This is a genomic window from Phytohabitans aurantiacus, assembly GCF_027923225.1.
In the GTDB taxonomy this organism is placed as follows: Bacteria; Actinomycetota; Actinomycetes; order Mycobacteriales; family Micromonosporaceae; genus Phytohabitans; species Phytohabitans aurantiacus.
In genome coordinates, this window is sequence record NZ_BSDI01000038.1 from 68,711 (window position 1) to 85,538 (window position 16,828).

At 64.2% G+C, this 16,828-nt stretch carries 14 protein-coding genes and 1 pseudogene; 6 read left to right on the forward strand and 9 right to left on the reverse strand.

Annotated features, from left to right (window positions below):
- Positions 1-1,092, forward strand: a complete 1,092-nt coding sequence (locus QMG73_RS31040; RefSeq protein WP_281901589.1) for a hypothetical protein — start codon at positions 1-3, stop codon at positions 1,090-1,092.
- Between the two features lie 105 nt (positions 1,093-1,197).
- Here QMG73_RS31040 and QMG73_RS31045 read toward each other — a convergent pair whose 3' ends face one another.
- The 5 genes and pseudogenes from QMG73_RS31045 to QMG73_RS31065 all read right to left on the reverse strand — a co-directional run bounded on the left by QMG73_RS31045 (position 1,198) and on the right by QMG73_RS31065 (position 5,845).
- Positions 1,198-2,097, reverse strand: a complete 900-nt coding sequence (locus tag QMG73_RS31045; protein ID WP_281901591.1) for a hypothetical protein — start codon at positions 2,095-2,097, stop codon at positions 1,198-1,200.
- 315 nt (positions 2,098-2,412) lie between these two features.
- Positions 2,413-2,906: pseudogene (locus tag QMG73_RS31050) on the reverse strand (DUF6082 family protein).
- 278 nt (positions 2,907-3,184) lie between these two features.
- Entirely contained in the window at positions 3,185-3,721 is a 537-nt protein-coding gene (locus QMG73_RS31055; protein WP_281901594.1) for a hypothetical protein, read from the reverse strand.
- 164 nt (positions 3,722-3,885) lie between these two features.
- Entirely contained in the window at positions 3,886-4,443 is a 558-nt protein-coding gene (locus QMG73_RS31060; protein WP_281901595.1) for a GNAT family N-acetyltransferase, read from the reverse strand.
- A complete protein-coding gene (locus tag QMG73_RS31065; RefSeq protein ID WP_281901596.1) occupies positions 4,424-5,845 on the reverse strand; it encodes a helix-turn-helix domain-containing protein in 1,422 nt (473 codons plus the stop codon). Before QMG73_RS31065 ends, QMG73_RS31060 begins: the two co-directional genes overlap by 20 nt.
- A 383-nt stretch (positions 5,846-6,228) precedes the next feature.
- On the opposite strand from QMG73_RS31065, the gene QMG73_RS31070 reads away from it, so the two are divergent.
- The 5 genes from QMG73_RS31070 (at position 6,229) to QMG73_RS31090 (ending at position 8,769) form a co-directional block, all read left to right on the forward strand.
- On the forward strand, positions 6,229-6,450 hold the full coding sequence (locus tag QMG73_RS31070; RefSeq protein WP_281901597.1) for a hypothetical protein: 222 nt from the start codon (positions 6,229-6,231) through the stop codon (positions 6,448-6,450).
- Complete coding sequence (locus QMG73_RS31075) at positions 6,447-7,325, forward strand: helix-turn-helix domain-containing protein (protein ID WP_281901599.1); 879 nt, start codon at positions 6,447-6,449, stop codon at positions 7,323-7,325. Before QMG73_RS31070 ends, QMG73_RS31075 begins: the two co-directional genes overlap by 4 nt.
- Positions 7,326-7,327: 2 nt before the next feature.
- Complete coding sequence (locus QMG73_RS31080; protein WP_281901600.1) at positions 7,328-8,206, forward strand: helix-turn-helix domain-containing protein; 879 nt, start codon at positions 7,328-7,330, stop codon at positions 8,204-8,206.
- Positions 8,203-8,409 (forward strand): hypothetical protein, encoded by a 207-nt coding sequence (locus tag QMG73_RS31085; RefSeq protein ID WP_281901602.1) that lies wholly within the window; start codon positions 8,203-8,205, stop codon positions 8,407-8,409. The genes QMG73_RS31080 and QMG73_RS31085 overlap by 4 nt, the downstream gene beginning before the upstream one ends.
- Before the next feature lie 111 nt (positions 8,410-8,520).
- Complete coding sequence (locus QMG73_RS31090; RefSeq protein WP_281901603.1) at positions 8,521-8,769, forward strand: hypothetical protein; 249 nt, start codon at positions 8,521-8,523, stop codon at positions 8,767-8,769.
- Between the two features lie 635 nt (positions 8,770-9,404).
- Here the strand turns inward: QMG73_RS31090 and QMG73_RS31095 are convergent.
- The 4 genes from QMG73_RS31095 to QMG73_RS31110 form a co-directional block, all read right to left on the reverse strand.
- Complete coding sequence (locus QMG73_RS31095) at positions 9,405-10,589, reverse strand: hypothetical protein (protein WP_281901606.1); 1,185 nt, start codon at positions 10,587-10,589, stop codon at positions 9,405-9,407.
- Positions 10,590-11,106: 517 nt separating this feature from the next.
- Positions 11,107-12,540 (reverse strand): phospholipase D-like domain-containing protein, encoded by a 1,434-nt coding sequence (locus tag QMG73_RS31100; protein ID WP_281901608.1) that lies wholly within the window; start codon positions 12,538-12,540, stop codon positions 11,107-11,109.
- Complete coding sequence (locus QMG73_RS31105; protein ID WP_281901609.1) at positions 12,533-15,922, reverse strand: serine/threonine-protein kinase; 3,390 nt, start codon at positions 15,920-15,922, stop codon at positions 12,533-12,535. The genes QMG73_RS31100 and QMG73_RS31105 overlap by 8 nt, the downstream gene beginning before the upstream one ends.
- 318 nt (positions 15,923-16,240) lie before the next feature.
- On the reverse strand, positions 16,241-16,699 hold the full coding sequence (locus QMG73_RS31110) for a hypothetical protein (RefSeq protein WP_281901610.1): 459 nt from the start codon (positions 16,697-16,699) through the stop codon (positions 16,241-16,243).
- Positions 16,700-16,828 lie beyond the last annotated feature (129 nt).

Sequence of the window (16,828 nt, forward strand, 5' to 3'; positions counted from 1 at the left end):
ATGGTGGATCTCGACCGGATCGCGAGGCGGTTTCCTCTCGTTGCCCGCCCTCGGCCGGCCTGCCTTGCGCTTGAGGAGCGGGTAAAGCAGGTGGGCGAGCTTGCACGGGCCGCCCGGGCTGGGGAGGGTGACCGTCTGGCTCGTGCCGCCTCGGCCAGCAACCTCGCCGCCTTGATCGCCAGCGACTGTGGCATGCCCGACCTCGCCAGGACGCTGTGCTGGCGCCAGTTCGATGTCTACATGCGCGCGCGGCCACTGGACGCGCCGTCCGCACGGCATGCGCTTGAGCCGATCGTCAATCTTGCTCGGCTCCACATCCGGGACGGCGATGGTGCGAGCGCGTACTCGCTGCTTGACACCTTGTACCGGGCCGTCAGATCCGCTACGAAGGGCTTGATCGACGGCCGACAGGTGTCCTTCCAGGGCTTCACTGCCTCAGCCGAGGACCACCGCACGCTCTGCCAGTGGTTGTGGACCGTCGTACTTGCCGAGGGCACACGAGCCCTCGCGACCGCCGGACGCTGGTCCGAAGCGCTGGCTCATGCCGAACAGCATCGCGGTGTAGGCGATCGGCTCATGGATGGCCGGCAAGTCGCCATCCTGGCCAACTGTCTGGCCGGCGATCCCGCCGCCGCGCTCGCGATCCTGGAGGCGAGCGCGATCTCCGAGCCATGGGAGGGAGCGGTCGCCGCCTGCCTCAAGGTGTTCTGCCTCAATGCCAGCGCCAGGCCGGTCGGCGCCGCTGTCGACGAGATGGTGGAGCGTTACCTCGCGCTCGACACCGCGCCCGAACTCGTAGTGTTCCGCACCCGTGTCGGCCTCAGCTTGGTCGATCTCGCGGACGGAGCCGATCAAGCCGACGTTTCCCAAGCCACTACGCGCCTTTTAGATGAGGCGGTAACGGCTCGAGACGGATACGCCGGGCGAGAGGTACTCGCCCACAACGCATCCAGAGCCCGACTCACCTTGACACAGGAGCGGATCTTGCGCGCCGTCGTGGAGTCGTCGAGGCTTGGGCGCGGCATCATGTCGGCGCAAATGGTGGCCGACCTGCTAAAAGCCATGTCAATGAGCGAGGCCGCGACGGTATGAGGGCATCCGCAAACACGCCCACCCCGTCCTGTCGTGCCGCGTTGTGCGCACTCGGTCATGCGGACCATAGCGCGATAACGCTGACTGCACCATGCTACCGGTAGCCTAGCCGAAATTCCGTTTTGCAAGCTTCTCCCAATACGCCATGATCTGAAATTCATAAGCAAGATATGGTCGGACCGCAGCATCTGGATTGAGTCGGATTACTGCATCCAGCCATATCAGCAGGCCGATAAACGATCGCTCCATTCGTTGCCGCTCGACTTTGGCATGTAGTCCCGCGTTGAAATCCTCGACCAGTTCCTCCAACCTTGCACCTAGAGCAGGAACTCGATCGATCGCTGGAGGATCCGCACTATTTGCTGCATCCGTTAAATACGCCCAAATCCTGTTCCTGTATTGCTGCAGACCTACCTTTCTGCCATTTATCAACCCTTCGCGGGCAGGGAACCAGTAGTTCGCCAAGGCTTCCAGGAAGCGGCGCCCAGAGAGTGCCGCTTGGGCAAGGTCTTCCTCCGTCTGCGAGGTGTGTATCGCGCGCATGGCTGCTGCTAGGATGTTGAACAGGTGGGGGTGTATTTCCTCGAGCGTCAGAGCCAACTCCGATACCGTTTCACCGGAGATCCCTTCCAAGCCGCTAGCGACATCTAGGACGTATTCGATGCGCTGAAAATACTCGAGATCGGTGTACTGATCGAACATCGTCTTCCTTGCGCCTATGTCCTCGTACCGGACGGACATGCCAGAGTCCTCGATGATCTCCTTCTCGGCAATATCAGGGTCTGGGTTCGATCCTCCGGTGTAGAGAATAGATGCTACTGAGCCACGGAATCGATAAAACTCCGGCAGCAACTGTCGGAAAAAATGCAGCTGAACCGGGTCACCGAAAGAGACATCCGTGGCGCCCAAGTATCCCTCTGTGTGCTTAAGTGCATGGTCCATTGCGTCAGCGGTCTCGTCGTTGATAGCTTGCAGCAGCCAGCAGAAGATCGTTGAGTCGGCCATCGCGTCCCGCAACCGTATCCGATGCAGACGGTCGAACCGCAATGGCGAGTACACCCTGCTGAGCAACTGAGGATAGGACGGGTCGCTTCTGTGTGACCACGTCAGGATGTCACCGATTGACACGCGAGTGTGCGTCTGGCGACTTTGCATTACGCCGGTTCCCAGGACCAGCCGTAGAACCGCGTAGCCGTAGTCAGGTCCGAGTGACGGAGCCGATGCGTCAAAGAGTAGTGCGACATTCATCTCGTTCGAACCTATCGGATAGTGCTTACGATCGCTAGTTCTACCGCCTAAGCGGGTGGTACGGGAAGCGACTCAGTGCGACCCTGCAGTCGTCGCCGCAGACGTATTGGTCCACCCCAGGGCGGCTCGGTTGCATTCCTCATCCACTATTTCGAAGAAATGGCGTTCGCGCTTCGACCTTGCCTCCACTTGGTAATAGCCGCGTGCAAGTTTCCACCAATCGCGTCGGGAGGGAACAGCGAAAAGAAGCGACGTCTGGGCGCGCACTCCGGCCTCACTAAACGCACCAAGACGTATCCAAGCTGGAAGTGCTTCATGTGCCAATTCAGAAAACCGTGCCTCCGGGATGACTCGGAATCCGCGGCCAAGGCATCTGCTGGATCCGCGAAAAGCGCTGGATCGTCCAGTGCCATCTTGATGAGTTCGGCTTGCGTCGCCCTAAATGCTTGAAGCCGGTTAACTTGAAGTTGTCGAACTTGCGCCAGCAAGCTGACCATAACGCCGACGAGCGCTAAGGATGAGATCAACGTCGAGACTATCGCGATAGTGAAGCTGGCGTCCGTCATCTGCTACATCCTCAATGTGTCAACTCTGAGAATTGAGCACAGCATACTAGCCTGACGCAAAGAATAGCGGCTTACCGATCGCTGTACTAGACGGACAAGCCCGTTGAAGCTGTGGTCGAAGCGATCTTCCGGTGGCGTGGTCGGCATCCACAAACACGGCCACGCTATCCTCGACGCCGCCGATAGGTGCGACATCAGAATCGACTTCATCTTATTGCCGCCGCCTCCGATATTGGCATCAGGCGGCGGAGATCAGGAACTTCGTCGGTTCCTATCGGTTACTCTTCTTCCTCTTTGTAAGTGAGCTCAATCTCGCAAGCGCCCACCTCTCGGCGTACAATCGCTTGAAGGTCATCGAACAGCTTCTCGGCCGTGAACTTCGCGATGTGGGCTTCACCCGAGGAACCAGGTAGCAACAAGGTCGCCCTCTGCATGTGGCCTTGCAGCTTGTTGAATGCGACCGCAACCTTTGGGCTGGCGAAGATTGAGCCCCGGGCGCCTAGCTTGGCACGGTCCATGGGAGCGAGACGGACATCGGGAAGGTCGGGCAGCCGATCGTCGTCGCTGAAATCTCGGCCATCTCCCTCCTCCGACTCGATCAAAGCAAGCTCGACCTTGGTCATCCTCCCGAGAAACCAAACCTTCTCGGCGTGCGCCTCAATAAGCATGTTCACGTACAACTGGGCGCGCTGGTCCCGGACCCATTTGATCCGGTCTTGTTCAAGGGTCTTCCGGAACGTCCAGATCGGCACAACCACAGCGACGACAGCCGCAAGAACGGCGGAACCGAGCGCTACGATCACAGCGGCGTCCATGCAGTCGATGGTAACGATGAGGTCTGCTGCGCCTGCCTGACCCCAGACACCGCCGACCAGTGTTTACCAACGACGGTCTACAACGAGCGGCTCGGCAGCGACTTCCGGCGGCGACAAGGCCTGGAACGCAGACGATCAACGCCTACGGGGGTTTTCGAAACAGTTCAGCTCGGCCGGTGTGCCGAACGGATTGACCGAGCCATCGCATCGTACATCGGGCTCTCTGGCGCCAGTCGCATCCGTCCGATCACCTCATACCCCCAGGAAAGGTATGCGGATCGCGCAGGCTCGTTGCTGATGATCACAGTGAGCGTCACGAAATCCTCGTCGCGGCCGCTGCAAAGTAGGTCATGCATCGCCCGGCCCGCCCCCAACCGGCGATGCGCCTTGCGAACCAGCATCTGGCGGAGCCAGAAGACGCGTCCCTCGGTGGCAGCCTTCGCCAATTCCGCTGGCAGCGAGGCATCAAGGTCCGTCCACCACGAGACGGTCGGAGGAAGCGTCACGCCATAGCAAGTACCGATAAGGTCGCCATCCGCTACCGCGTTGACGATCTCGAAGCCCTTCATCTCAAAGGTGTCTTGGAGACGCTCGGCATACCTCTCCACGGAGTAAAACGGGTTACCCGCCCAAGGGGGACCGTCATATGCGTCAGCGTAGAGATCCAACAACTCCGGTACGTACTGCTGAGCCTGCTCGGCGTCAAGGCGAGCGAGTTCCACGAGGACGGCCTTTCCCTTCTGAGACACCGCTGACCGCGACGATCCTTTCCAGCGCCTCGGCCACTTCCGGCACGTTGTCATGCAGTGAAAGCTTCCGCCCCAAGTCGCCGAGCTCGCTGCGTACTCGCCCGGATGTGATCTCACCGGCGAGGGCGGCCGCTCTTCCGGCGACGCGCCCGGCATGGGCATAATTCTTCTGACGCAGCGAATTCTTAGACAGATAGACCAGCCCGATGCCGAGGTTTCGCCGACTCCCATCCTTCGAACGAAGGCCGATCGAACGTTTAAGGAGCGTCTCAGCAGCCTGGTATTGGCCTAAACCAGACCGAGCCATTCCTTCCAGGCCCAGAAGGCCGGCCTCGCTGAAGAACGACAACCACTCTGGGTCGCCTGCTTCCGAACCACGCTCAAACTCAGCGCGCGCTCGCCGAATGGCGTCATCACACTGAGGCTCTTGGCGCATGCCCGCCCATCCGTGAGCCTCCCGGATGGCCAGGAGCGCCCTCATGCGGGGCGTCACCGAACGTCCGGCGTTCTCCAAGCCACGCTGGGAAAGGACCACGGCCTCCCGGTAACGCCCGAGGTGAACAGCTTGACGGGCCATGTTCGCCAGCGTGCGCACTACGAGGACAGTGTCGCTGGTCATGTACGCCAGGTTGAGCGCTTCAGTCAGATTCTGGTGAGCCTGTTGCTGCAAGTTGGCGTCGAATGAGTACCAGCCGACCGAGGTCTTGAGTTCGCCCATGATGCCTTGAAGGTCATGGCCGATCGCGTCGCTGTAGGTGAAGTTGTCGAAGATCACCTCTACCAGCCGCAGCTGGGCGAGCGCGAAGCGCCACAGCCGGTCACCGCCGAGCCGGGCATCCAGGTTGTACAGATCGTCCACAGTGTCGCGCAGATCTCGGACGTCGTTTCGACCAATCCGCGGCCTGCGACCACTATCCCCCTGGTCAGCCTGGTCGATCAGGTGACTCAGGCGCTCCCCAGCCTCGCTGGACGCTAGCGAGATGGCCTCGGCAGCCATACCCGCGCCTCCGGCGATCATGACTCGACGTTTCATCGGATCACGACCGCCATCCGCCCGGAGCGCCGGCGGCAAGACGAGTTCGAGCGGAATACCGAGTCCTTCGACAAAGCGGAAGAAAACACCGATATGACGTACGCGCTGCTTGTTGTTCTCGATCTTGCTTAGACCGGGCTGCTCCATGCCGATCATTTCGGCCACTTGGCGTTGAGTCAGCGGCGTCCACTCCTGCAACAGGCGAGATACGCGCCCGAAGTCGTGGTCCTCCAGCGCATCGCGCATGGCTGGCCGGTACCACAGCACCGGCGGGATGAGGACGGCCGGGCCCTCGCGCAGGCACGCCGCGCAGATGGCGGCAGCGTTGTAGCTGCTCAGCACACCCTGACAGGCGGTACACCGCCTGCCGTTCTGACCGGCCACATCGCCCTCGGCCTTCTGGTTCCACGAAGATCAATCTATCTGCAACTGCCGTGTATCGGCATTGTGCTGCACAGATAGCGGTTCGCCTAGGGACATGGCGACTAGCCAAGGGCAGCTCCTCCTGACATCGCTTCCCCACGACCGGTTGTGTTGCTCCTGGTGATGGTGAGCCAAACACAACACGTCTGAGGAAGGACGACATGGGTGCTCGCGCTTTCGATCAAGCCGAATGTCAGGCGCGGATCCCAGCTCTGACGAGCCTCGCCACGGCCAGCGTAACTTCGAGCCTCGCGCTGTCGCCGCCCTCGATCATGCACCGCCACAGCGGCCGCCTCTGGGTAATGACGATAAGCCTGCTGACCCGGTACCGGCTCGATCGGTGGCAGCTGCTGATCTGCGCGGCGACGCCCGCGACCAGCCGTCTCAACCTTGTCGGCGCCGCAGTGGCGGCAGCCGTCCAGGCGGTGGGTATCCCCCGACGCTCATCGCAGCGACGACGGACAGGACCAATGATCCTGGCGCCGGAGAGTCTGGCGGCCGGTCCAGATGGGGCGACGCTGTGAACGGCGATTCGCTGTCGTTGCGCAGTCGATGGCTGGGCCACCACATGCGCGAACTGAGAGACCAGCGTGGACTGACGATCAAGTACGTCGCCGCGTACCTGGGCGTCGACTACAGCGCGGTGAAGCGGTTCGAGCACGGCCAACACGCCTTCACCCGCGAGCAGGTGGTCGCGCTGATGGATGTGTACCACGAGTTCGACCCGCACGACCGAGACCGGTTGCTCCACCTTGCGCAAGCGGTCTGGCAATCGCATGCGCAGCCAGACTTCGACGGGGCAATTCCGGATGAGGCGCTCGCGGACCTGCTGTGGTTGGAGTCCGAAGCGATCAAGATCCAGCACTACAGCCCGGTCGGCATTCCGGAGCTGTTGCACTCCGCCGAGTACGCCGAGCGGCACGCCCACGCGACCTCGGACAAGGACGTTCTGCCGGATCTCATCGCGGCGCGGACGCGGATGTCGGAACAGCGATCGCAGCTCATACGCCGACAGCCGAACCCTGTGCAGTTGCAGGTGGCCCTGCATGAGTGCGCGTTGCGGCACAAGACCGGCGGCGAACGGGTCTGGTCGGGCCAGCTCGAACACCTTCGTCAGGTTGCCACGCTGCCGAACGTACACATGCACGTCCTGCCGGCCGATGCACCGCAGCCGTTGGACCTACGTAGCGCCTTCACGCTGTTCACCCTGCCCCAGCCCTCCCCGGCGCAGGTGGTGCACATCGAGTACCTCGGAGGCCGACTTTTCTTGGAGGGCAGAGGCGCAGCCGATCACCTGCGTGCCTTCGAACGGCTGCGCTACGCGGCTTTGGAGTCAAGCGCCTCCGCCAGCTTCATCACCGAACTAGCCAACCAACTCTCTACTACTTCGGGAAGGTGATCATGCCGACGAAACGATCCGAGTTCGATCAGACAATCCGTGCCCAGTTCCTGGGCGTCCGAATGCGGAAGCTGCGTGACGACCGCGGGCTCACGCTCAAATACGTGGCCAGCTACCTGGGAGTGGAGTTCTCCACCCTGGCCCGCTACGAGAGGGCGGAGTGGCCGTTCCGCCGCGACCACGTGGCCGGTCTGTTGGACATGTACGCCGTCTACGACGAACGCGAACGCGAAGAACTGGTCGCGCTCGCCGCGAACGCCGGCCGGGCGAACCACTGGTACCGCAACGGGGTCGAGCCGGAGACCAAGCAGGGGCCGATGCCGGACCGGTGGTGGATCCACGACCGAGCCGAGGAGATCTGCGTCTACAACCCCACGGTGCTGCCGGAGTGGGTGCAGACCGCCGCCTACCTCGACGAGGTCCTGGCTCGCGTCCGGCCCCACAAGCCGCTGTCCCCGAACGAGGGAAACAAACGCGCACACGACATCGCCCTACGGGCCAAAGCGCTAACCAGCAGCGGCGACGTACGCCTGCACATGGTCGTCGACGAGCGGGTGCTGCGCCGACCGATCGCCGGGCGGGCGGCGTTGAAGGCCCAACTGGAGCATCTGGTCACCCTGGTCCGCAACCACCCGAACATCGACATCCGGATCGTGCCCGAGCAGACCTCCGCCCACCCTGGCCTGTTGGGCGGCTTCACCCTGTACCGGATGCCGCAGCCCTACCCGGAGGTCGTCTTCGTCGACCACATCGGCGGCGCACTGCTGATCGAGGCCGGCGCGGAGGAGTACAGCAAGGCATTCAACGCCCTCGCCACCGAGGTCGCCGACGGCGACACCGAATCCATCGCCCTGATCAACGAAATCCGGGAGGAGCTGTGATTCCCGCACCCGCCCCGGACAGCCGCCACGCGCCGTCCGAGGCGTTGCCAGATGCGGCGGTCACCATCGGCGCTCAGGCCGTCGCCGCCTTCGCCGACCGGCACACCCTGGCCATCCCCGCCAAGCTACGCGAAGACCTCGCCCGCGAAGTGCTCGTCGCCGCCGGTCCGCACCTGACCACCGGACACGAGCCCGGCGACTAGCCACACCGCCGGCGCCAACCGGCACTGCTGACTCCTGCCCGCCGTCGCTGCCACCAGCAGGCGAGGCGGCGGGCAGGCACCACACGCATCCCCCACAACGGGAGGTCCGTCATGGCGACTCTCTACGCCAGCGAAGCCGCCCAGACGGCGGCCGCACAGCAGGCACTCGACGAACACATCACTCTGACCGCGACCGGACGGTGCCGCAGCTGTGATGTGCCGGGACCGTGCGCATGGTGGGAGGCAGCCACCGCCGCGTTCGCGCAGACCGGCCAACTGCCTCGACGCACGCAGGGCCTGACTCGTCCCGAGTTAGCCGGCGCGCGCCGGATCGCCATTCCCACAACCCTCACGACATGAGCCAGCTACGACCGATACGACGTCACGGAGGAGGAATCAGCGTGACCAGCCTGTCGCTGCCCGCTAAAGCGCTCACCCTGATCACCGGTACGTCCTCCACGCGCCCCCACTCACTGTGAACGAGCTCCGGTGCCGCAATCGCGACCACGCGCTCAAGATCGGCGGAGCTTCAGTACGAGCGTGCCAATGCGCCAAGGCCGAGGATGGCTATGGGCGGTCGCTGCCACCGCCGCGGTGGGTGTGACGGCCTTGGCCGCCGTGGGCACGTCGACTGGCGTGGACGGCTCCATCCGGGACAGGTCGGCCGGCAAGGCGCGGGCGTCCTCGCCAGCTCTCACAGCGCGCCGAAACCCTCCCAGCCCGGCACCGACCGACCCAAATGATCGAAGAACAAACATGTCCGGGCGCGTCAACCCGTGATCAGAAAGGGTCGACCCGCCAACACCGGGCCATCCCAAAGGCCGCAACCCACGAGCCAAAGCCACCAAAAATCCTTAAATCCCCAGCGGGGCAGCGATCAACAAAGAAACTCGGGAAATCGGGCGCACGTCCCTCGGTCCGCTCAGGTAGGGCTCTCACGGTCTGCGGAACGGCGTCAACCGGCTGACGGATCAGGTGCTGCGCGAGCGTGCAGGTCAGTCCGAGTCCGCGCGACGCAGACTGGCGGGCAGGTCAACAGCCACGAATTCGGCCAGTTGGTACAGGAACGGCGGCAGGAGAACTGGCAGCAACTCGAACTGGCCGTCGGGCACCATTACCCGCAATCGGCTCATGCCGGTGGCTACGAACAGCAGCATCACCGCGGTGCTCGTTCGGGCCCTCGTGGACGGCGCCGGCTCCAGCAGGGCTTGGCGCAGCAGCAGCCGGTTGAGGCCGAACGTGATGCCGAAGAACCACTGCTGCAAGCCTGGGCAGTCCGGCAAGGGCTCGCCTGCGCCCAGCGCGTCGAGTTCAGCCTCGACGGTGTCGCACAGCGACACAGCCCACCAGTGCATGTCGTCGACGGCCTGCCAGGCGGCCCACAGCTGCGCAAGGGACGACTCGGTCACGATCCGGCCCAGGTCGGCGCGAGCGTCGCCGGCCGGCAGCAGGGTCAAGCCGTGGCCGTCGTTGACGTCGGAGAGCTGAGGGCCCTCGTCGGGGTACTGAAGCATGGACGCGACCGGGACGGCCGCACCGGACGGGGCCAATGCTCGTGAGACTGCGGCCAGGTCACCCTCAGACAACTCGCTGCTGCCGCCCAGGACGGCGGAGACAGCCGCAGTAAGAAAGTCGCGGCTGGTGTACGGCTCGGTGTCGTAGGTGCCCTTATCGAACGGGGCCAGTTCGGGCAACGAGAAGGGGATACCCGCGGCGGCGATGCGGGCGTCGATGTCGCGGATACGCTGGGGCAGCAGCACGCTCTTGCCGCTGTGCTTGGCGGCGAGTTCCTCCGCGACGTTGGCGATCCAGTCGCTGCGATCGGCACCCTCTCCGGGGTCCAGCAGGGCGTCCGATCGGAAGTCGGTAGCTGCAGCAAGCCACGCCCCGCGCACGGTGGACTCCGGTACTGGGAGGCCGGCGCCGAAGGCCTCCAGCGCCAGGTCCGTGGGCCGGCGGCCCGGGCGGGCGTGTGCACTGAGCCAAACCACCAGATCGAGCGCCTCGGCCGGAACTGTGGAGACGCTTCCGCGGCCCTTCCCGGCGCCGTGCTGCTCGTTGCGGAATAGCAGGCCTGCGGCACGCCACCGTTCGAGCTGGGTGGGAGTGGGGACCGCTCCGCGCTCGCCGGCGGCGGCGATCAAGGCGGCATCGGCCTTGCTGGGCTGTTTGCGGACCATGGCATGCGACCGTACCGGCCCGATGTCGACTTTGGAGCCCCGCGAGCTTGTCGAGAACCGGACCGCCGGGTGCTGGTCTGCTGGTGGTGCGCAACGCGAAAGAGCCTCTCTGCCACGAAGGAGTCAACAGTTCTATGACCAACACACATAGCTCATCGACGCGTGGCGAGGGCGGGTCGCGGCGGTGGACCATGATCGCCGCGATTGCAGGCGCTGGAGCCGCCGGGTTACTGGCCGCTCACAGCACGGCGTGGGCAGTCGGCATCGGCACCGCAGTGGGCCTGTTTGTGGCGATCCGCGAGGTCCTTCGGCCTTGAAACCCCTGCCGCCACACGACACGACACGGTGATCCACGAATTGGCTTGCGTCGGGACTAAGCGGCGGCCGAGCCCGGACGCGGGGCTCGGGTGTGCCCGGCGCTCGGAGCGATCAAGGTCGGTGCTCCCGTGTCCCCAGACTGGCGGTGACGGGCAAAAACGGTGCTGACGCACGCGCGTCCGTAGATCCTGGCGGCCTCTCAGCGCCTAGTGGCAGCGTCGGCTCCCATAAAGAGATCAACATAGCGGCTGTATTGCTCGTCAACGTACGCCTTCTCGCGCACCAGCGTCCCTTCCTCGGGTCGATAGGTATGCGTGGGCTGGTCGCGGAAGGAAAGCCAGTCGAAGCCGCTGTTCACCCACGTGTCGTCGAAGATCAGGATGTTCGGCCGAGCATCGCGAACGTGGGCCACGGTAAGGGACTTGTATTGGCGCTCAAGTCCGCGTAGCCGGTTAACGGCGGTCTTGTCGCTGTGCGCAAGGTCCCGGCCGAGGCCGTAGCCGATGTGGACGGTCGGGCTCGACCTGCGCAGCATTGTTTCCAGCTTCGCCAGGAAGTCGTCGGTGACGACGGCGTCGCGCACCCACGGTGCAGCAATCAGGAATCGGTGCCGCGCGGTCTCTAGCGCCGTCATCAGAAGTTCTCGGTGCTCGAACAACGGCACGGAGCGCACGGTCAGTGCGTCCAACTCGGCACGTGCGGTGACGCTGTCATGGTGGTTGGAGCCCGGCGCCGTCTGTGTGGGCGCGAGTTCGTCACCCGGCGACGGGTTATCGGCCCGGCGTTGCAGGTCGCGGACAACGTCGTAGGACGCGCGTTGTTTGCGCAGCGGCGCGGGTAAGTCCACCGGTTCACCGACCGCCGGCGCAATCTGGATCTTGGTTCGTTCGAGTCCTCCAACCTGGTGGAGCGCATTGTCGTGGGATTCGCTGAGGCTGTCGTCGACGACAAGGTTGAAGCGCTGGTCATCGGCCGTGTCCGAGACGTATACCAGCAACACAGCGGGCAGGAGGAGCCGCGGTTGGCGCATGATCGCCTCGACGCTGAGTACTTCCACCGTCGAGTGGCCGCCGTCCTGCTGGCTTCGCTCCAGCAGCAGGTTAAGCATCCGTGGCGTGACGTCACCGGTAGCCACCTCTCCGGTGCGTGCGGATGGAAGCACCAGCATGCCCTGCGTTTCGGCATCGCCACGGGTGATCAGGTCGTGCCTGCCGTGTGGGATCGGCTTCCACAACAGGCGGTCGAAAGCCCGCTGGTGTTCGGTGCGCTGCGGCGTGACCGTGGAGAGTTCCTCGACAGCCCGCTTGCCGCTGTATGTAAGCAGGACCCTGCGGCCCCCGAGACTGTCCGGACGATATTCGACCGTTTCGACCGACAACTGATGGGCGACGGCATCGGAGACGGTCGGGGTGTCGATGCCGAGCACGGCAGCCATATTGTCGATCTTGTGGATGCCGTGGTCCGCCAAGCGGAGCACGAACTCATCGACCAAGGGAAGCCGTTTGCGCTTCTGAACCAGTACGTCGAGGGTGAGGAGGGACACCGGTACGGCGACCTCACCGGCGTAGGCCAGCTGGTAGCCGGGGTGCTGCTCGCTGTAGCGGCGCGCCGCAATGACGGTGGCGTCAGCCATTGCTCGCGGCTCCGATTCTGCACGTGGCGCTGTGGCGCCGGATGTGGGTAAGTACCTTACTCAGAGGGCCGGGCGTCGACTCGCAGAATGGGGCGTCGCCGATGATGACCAGGCCGTACCGGGAGCGGGACAGGGCGACATTGATCCGGCGCCAGTGCAGCGGTCCAAGGAACCCCAACTTGCGGTTCTTGTTGCTGCGGACCACGGAGTAGAAGGTGACGTCGGCTTCGCGGCCCTGAACGGCGTCGACGGTGTTGACCTCGATTTCGAGGTCCTTCGACAGCGGACCCGCCACGGCACGGCGTAGCTGCTCCATTTGCTTGCCGTAGGCGGTCAGAACAAGCACACGCAGGGGTTTGCCGTCCGGTGGCTCGATGAGCTGCTTGGCCACAGCGGTGCGCAGGTTCTTGATCGCGCGGCGGATGATGCGTACCTCGCAATGGTTGACCACGCTCGTACCGTCCGCCCGTTCGTGTCGGTCGGCCATGGCGCCGGTGTCCAGCCACGTGACGGGCCTGTAAATGACTTCCCAACCGGGCAGTGCGCGTGTCGACTTCGACACCAGATGACCGTCGTAGAAGCAGGCCGACACCAGGTCACCGATGCCGGCGACCATCCGATACTGGTGGGTTAACCTGTGCCCGGCGGCAGTGGGTGCGTGGTCGAGCAGCCGCTGGAAGAGGCTCTGCTCGACATCGGCTCGCTCAAGGCCGTGGCGCTGCATCAGCTCGGGATGGTCAAGAACTTCCTCCTGCATCGGCGGAAGCTGGTTGGGGTCGCCGACCAGCACCCACCGCTTGGACCTCGACAAGGGCACAAGCGTCTCGGTGGCGGTCGCCTTCGATGCCTCGTCCAGAATGCACAAGTCGAACTCAAGGTCGCGGACGGCGGGGTGCGACAAGAACCCGAGGCAAGTGCCGGCGACCACCCGCGACGCTCGAAGCACGACGCCCTCAAGTTCGCGTCCCGATTCGATCCGCTGGAACCACTCCGCCTGCAACGTCAGCAGCCCGACGAGCTTGCGCAACTGTTCGTCATCACCGATGACAGCGTCAAACGCGTCCCGCGCGATCGTCTGCGTCAGCTCCTGCGGCAGTTCCAAGTCTCCGCCAAGAGCCACGTTCGCGCGCTCGCGAAGTTCGTCAACCCGTTCGCTGAGCGCTTGGACTCGTTCGTTGAGCGAGGCCGTCTGCGAGGCGGCGTCCTGCTCGCCGAAGTCAGGCAGTTGCCCTCCGGAGCTGCCAGGCGTGGCGGCGACGGTCTCGAGTCGGACCCTGGTTCTTTCGAGGTCACGGAGTGCCTCGATCAGCTCCAGGATCGCTGCGGCGCCCTCTACATGGCCCAAATCTACGCCGATGGCACGGGCACGCTTTTTCAGTTCGGCTTCGGCCCGCTGTCGAACCTGACGGACCATCGCCGGCATCTTCTGGTCGAGCAGATGCTCGCGGGCTTCAACGGCAATGCGCGGATCGTCGTCTTTGCCGAGCCGGACGAGGTGGTCCACTCCGGCTTGGGCGAGGCGGACGAGCGCGTTGTCGACCGCGACGTGGGTTTGGCTGACCAGCAGGATCCGAGCGTCGGGTTTTCGGGCCAGCTCTTGCTGTACAAGCTCGGCGATGAAGCTGGTCTTACCGGTGCCGGGCGGTCCTTCCAGCAGGAAGAAGTCGGAACTGCCTATGGCCATGGCGACAGCAGTCTTCTTATCGTCGTCCAGCGCCGTGCCGAACCATGATCCGATCGCACGTACGGTGGGCCCGGCAATGCGAGTGGGATCGAGAAGCAGTTGACGCAGCTGCGGGCGGACGGAGATCCCTGCCCGGACGTTGACGACGGCGTCACGCTGTCGGCGCAAGGCCGCAGCGGTGGGCCCGATGTGCAACGCGAGCTCACCGGTGGGAGGCAGGCTCTTGATCTTTCTCGGATATGCGACCGTGATGGTCGTATCGTCCTGCGCGACGACTACGCCGGGTCCGCCGACGGGCCGGCCCGCTGGTCCGCGGCAGACCCGTTCCTGGCCGAGAATGTCTGAGTCGGGGCGCTGGCGCAGGAAGAACTTCACACGCCGGCCGTCGATGTCGATCGACTTGTAGGCCAGCGGTGTTTCCCGTTCGAGTTCCAGGTTCTCTTTCGCGTCGAGAAGGTCGATCCACTTGTCGAATATGACGTTCTCGGCCTGACGGTGCTTCTCGTCGTCGAGGCGTATGTAGTGGTCGTCGACCCCGGCGAGGATCATCTCCTTGGCTTCAAGGGCTGCGGTGGGCGGCTGCGGGCGCGACGTCCACGTGATCTGATCGCTGACCGGCCAGGCGCGCCTGCGCATGCTTTCAAGAACTCCGTCGTCGGCGTCATTGACCTTGGTCAGGACGAACTCGGGACGTTCGTTCACCACGGCCAGTCGCAGACGGCGCTGACGCCCGATCAACTCCAGCGTGTCGACCGAGACGTGCCCTGCCGGGTCCTTATAGCGCACCAGATGGCTACCCTGGGCCAGTTCGCCAGATAGCGCCTGCTCGATGGCGGTGGCGTCGCGGTCCAGTGGAGGCGCCGCGAGGCGCCGGGCCGCGTCGTCGCTGACCCGCAGCTGAGCATGGCGAACGTACGTCGAGAATCTGCGCTGGCGGCCAGACTGGATCTCGCGCAGCAGGCTACGCAGGACGGCCGCATTCTGTGGCCGGGCTTGCGGGTCCTGACTCAAGCACTGTTTGAGCAGTTCGTGGACCTTCGGATGCACATCGATGTCGGCCAGTGCCGTGGGGATGTCGGGATAGTCGTCGAACGGGCCGCTGGTCAGACAGCGCAGCGCGGTCGCGGCGAAGCCCCAGACATCCCGGCTTGCGTTGGCCATGCCCTGCTTGTCCGGCGGCGCATAGGGACGCGAGAAGTGCTCAACCAGGGTCAGCTCCGTGACGATCTGGCTGCGGATCTTGCTAATGCCGAAGTCGGCGAGCTTCGGTGTGCCGTCCTCGTCGATCAGGATGTTCGCCGGTTTGACATCGCGGTGGACGACATCCCGCTCATGAGCGTGTGCCAGCGCCTCGACCAGCGGAAGCCCCCACTGCTCAACGAAATCGTCCCAGCCCAACTCCCCGTCTGACTGCAAGAGGTCGACCAGATTCCTGTCGAACCACGGCATCACGAGGTAGAACGCGTCCTCGCGATCGTCCTCGCCGAAGGCCAGCAGCGAGACGATGTTCGGGTGATCCAACCGGTAGAGGGCTTCGACCTCGCGGCGGAAGAAGACTTTCTGGGTCTCATCAGCGTCACGCCGTGAGATCAGCTTCAGTGCGACATGGGCTCCGTCATTTCCATCAACTGCCTTGACGATCTTGCCTTGACCGCCAACGCGCTCGGCGTCGGTCTTGACGACATACCGGTTCGCCACCAAGTGCAACGTTGAGCCCCCTCACCGTATTGGCGCCGCGCAGCCTACCGGATCCGCTGCGACGAACCGAACAACCGTACGAAATGGGCGTGTCTGCTCACCGCCAGGCGAAGGCACGGACGCCCGGTCGGGATCAGGCCAGCACCCGTGCTCAGCCGTCGCGGCTTGGTCGGCGTGGCGGTCTCGGCCGTAGGCGGACCAGGTTGGCAACGTCCTCGCTCCCTCCGCCGATCACACCCGCCGTCCCGGGGAGCGCCCCACCGCCATCCTCCTTCGGCCTGTCCACGGCCGACTCATACCGCAGGTGTCCAACCGCACTCAGGACAAGGTCAGGCCGGCGAGTGCATGGCACAGGGCCTCGGTGTCGGCGATGGCCTGACGGCAGAGTTCCTCGGTGATCGTCAGGCGTTGCCCCATCCTCGCTGTGCTGGTCGGGACCTTCGAGAGGTACTTCGCGTCGACGAGCCCATCGTTGTGGGTGAAGAGGTGCCGGGTCGCCCAGAATTCGATGAGCCGCTGCCATCTTGCCGGATCGACCACGGTGCGCAGGTCCGGGTAGCCGGCGTCGACGAACAGCGCGGCCGTGGGGTCCAGCCGTTGGAAGACGTTGCCCTTGCCGTTGAGCCGCTGATCGGCGTCGACGACGGCGTCGCGGAATACCGCGGACCCGAGCGCCTCCACCACACCGACCAAGTTCTCCAGGGTGTCCACCCAGAGCCGGGTGAAGACGCCTTGCTCGCGCAGGCTCGCTGCGGTCTCCGGTGGAACCTGTGCCAAACCGTCAAGGCGTGCGATCTCGGCGTTGAGCGCGTCTAGATGATCGATTCCAAGGGGTCAGTGGTCGTAGGCGGTCAGGGATCGCATGATCGGTTGGCCGGTGTGCCAGTTGTGCCAGATCGCTGCGGT

What these genes read in the sequence shown, in the direction of transcription:
- QMG73_RS31080 (WP_281901600.1), top strand. Translation starts at nt 7,328, where the DNA reads ATGCCGACGAAACGATCCGAGTTCGATCAGACAATCCGTGCCCAGTTC.
- QMG73_RS31055 (WP_281901594.1), bottom strand. Translation starts at nt 3,721, where the DNA reads ATGGACGCCGCTGTGATCGTAGCGCTCGGTTCCGCCGTTCTTGCGGCT.
- QMG73_RS31100 (WP_281901608.1), bottom strand. Translation starts at nt 12,540, where the DNA reads ATGGCTGACGCCACCGTCATTGCGGCGCGCCGCTACAGCGAGCAGCAC.
- QMG73_RS31045 (WP_281901591.1), bottom strand. Translation starts at nt 2,097, where the DNA reads ATGGCCGACTCAACGATCTTCTGCTGGCTGCTGCAAGCTATCAACGAC.
- QMG73_RS31070 (WP_281901597.1), top strand. Translation starts at nt 6,229, where the DNA reads ATGACGATAAGCCTGCTGACCCGGTACCGGCTCGATCGGTGGCAGCTG.
- QMG73_RS31040 (WP_281901589.1), top strand. Translation starts at nt 1, where the DNA reads ATGGTGGATCTCGACCGGATCGCGAGGCGGTTTCCTCTCGTTGCCCGC.
- QMG73_RS31095 (WP_281901606.1), bottom strand. Translation starts at nt 10,589, where the DNA reads ATGGTCCGCAAACAGCCCAGCAAGGCCGATGCCGCCTTGATCGCCGCC.
- QMG73_RS31090 (WP_281901603.1), top strand. Translation starts at nt 8,521, where the DNA reads ATGGCGACTCTCTACGCCAGCGAAGCCGCCCAGACGGCGGCCGCACAG.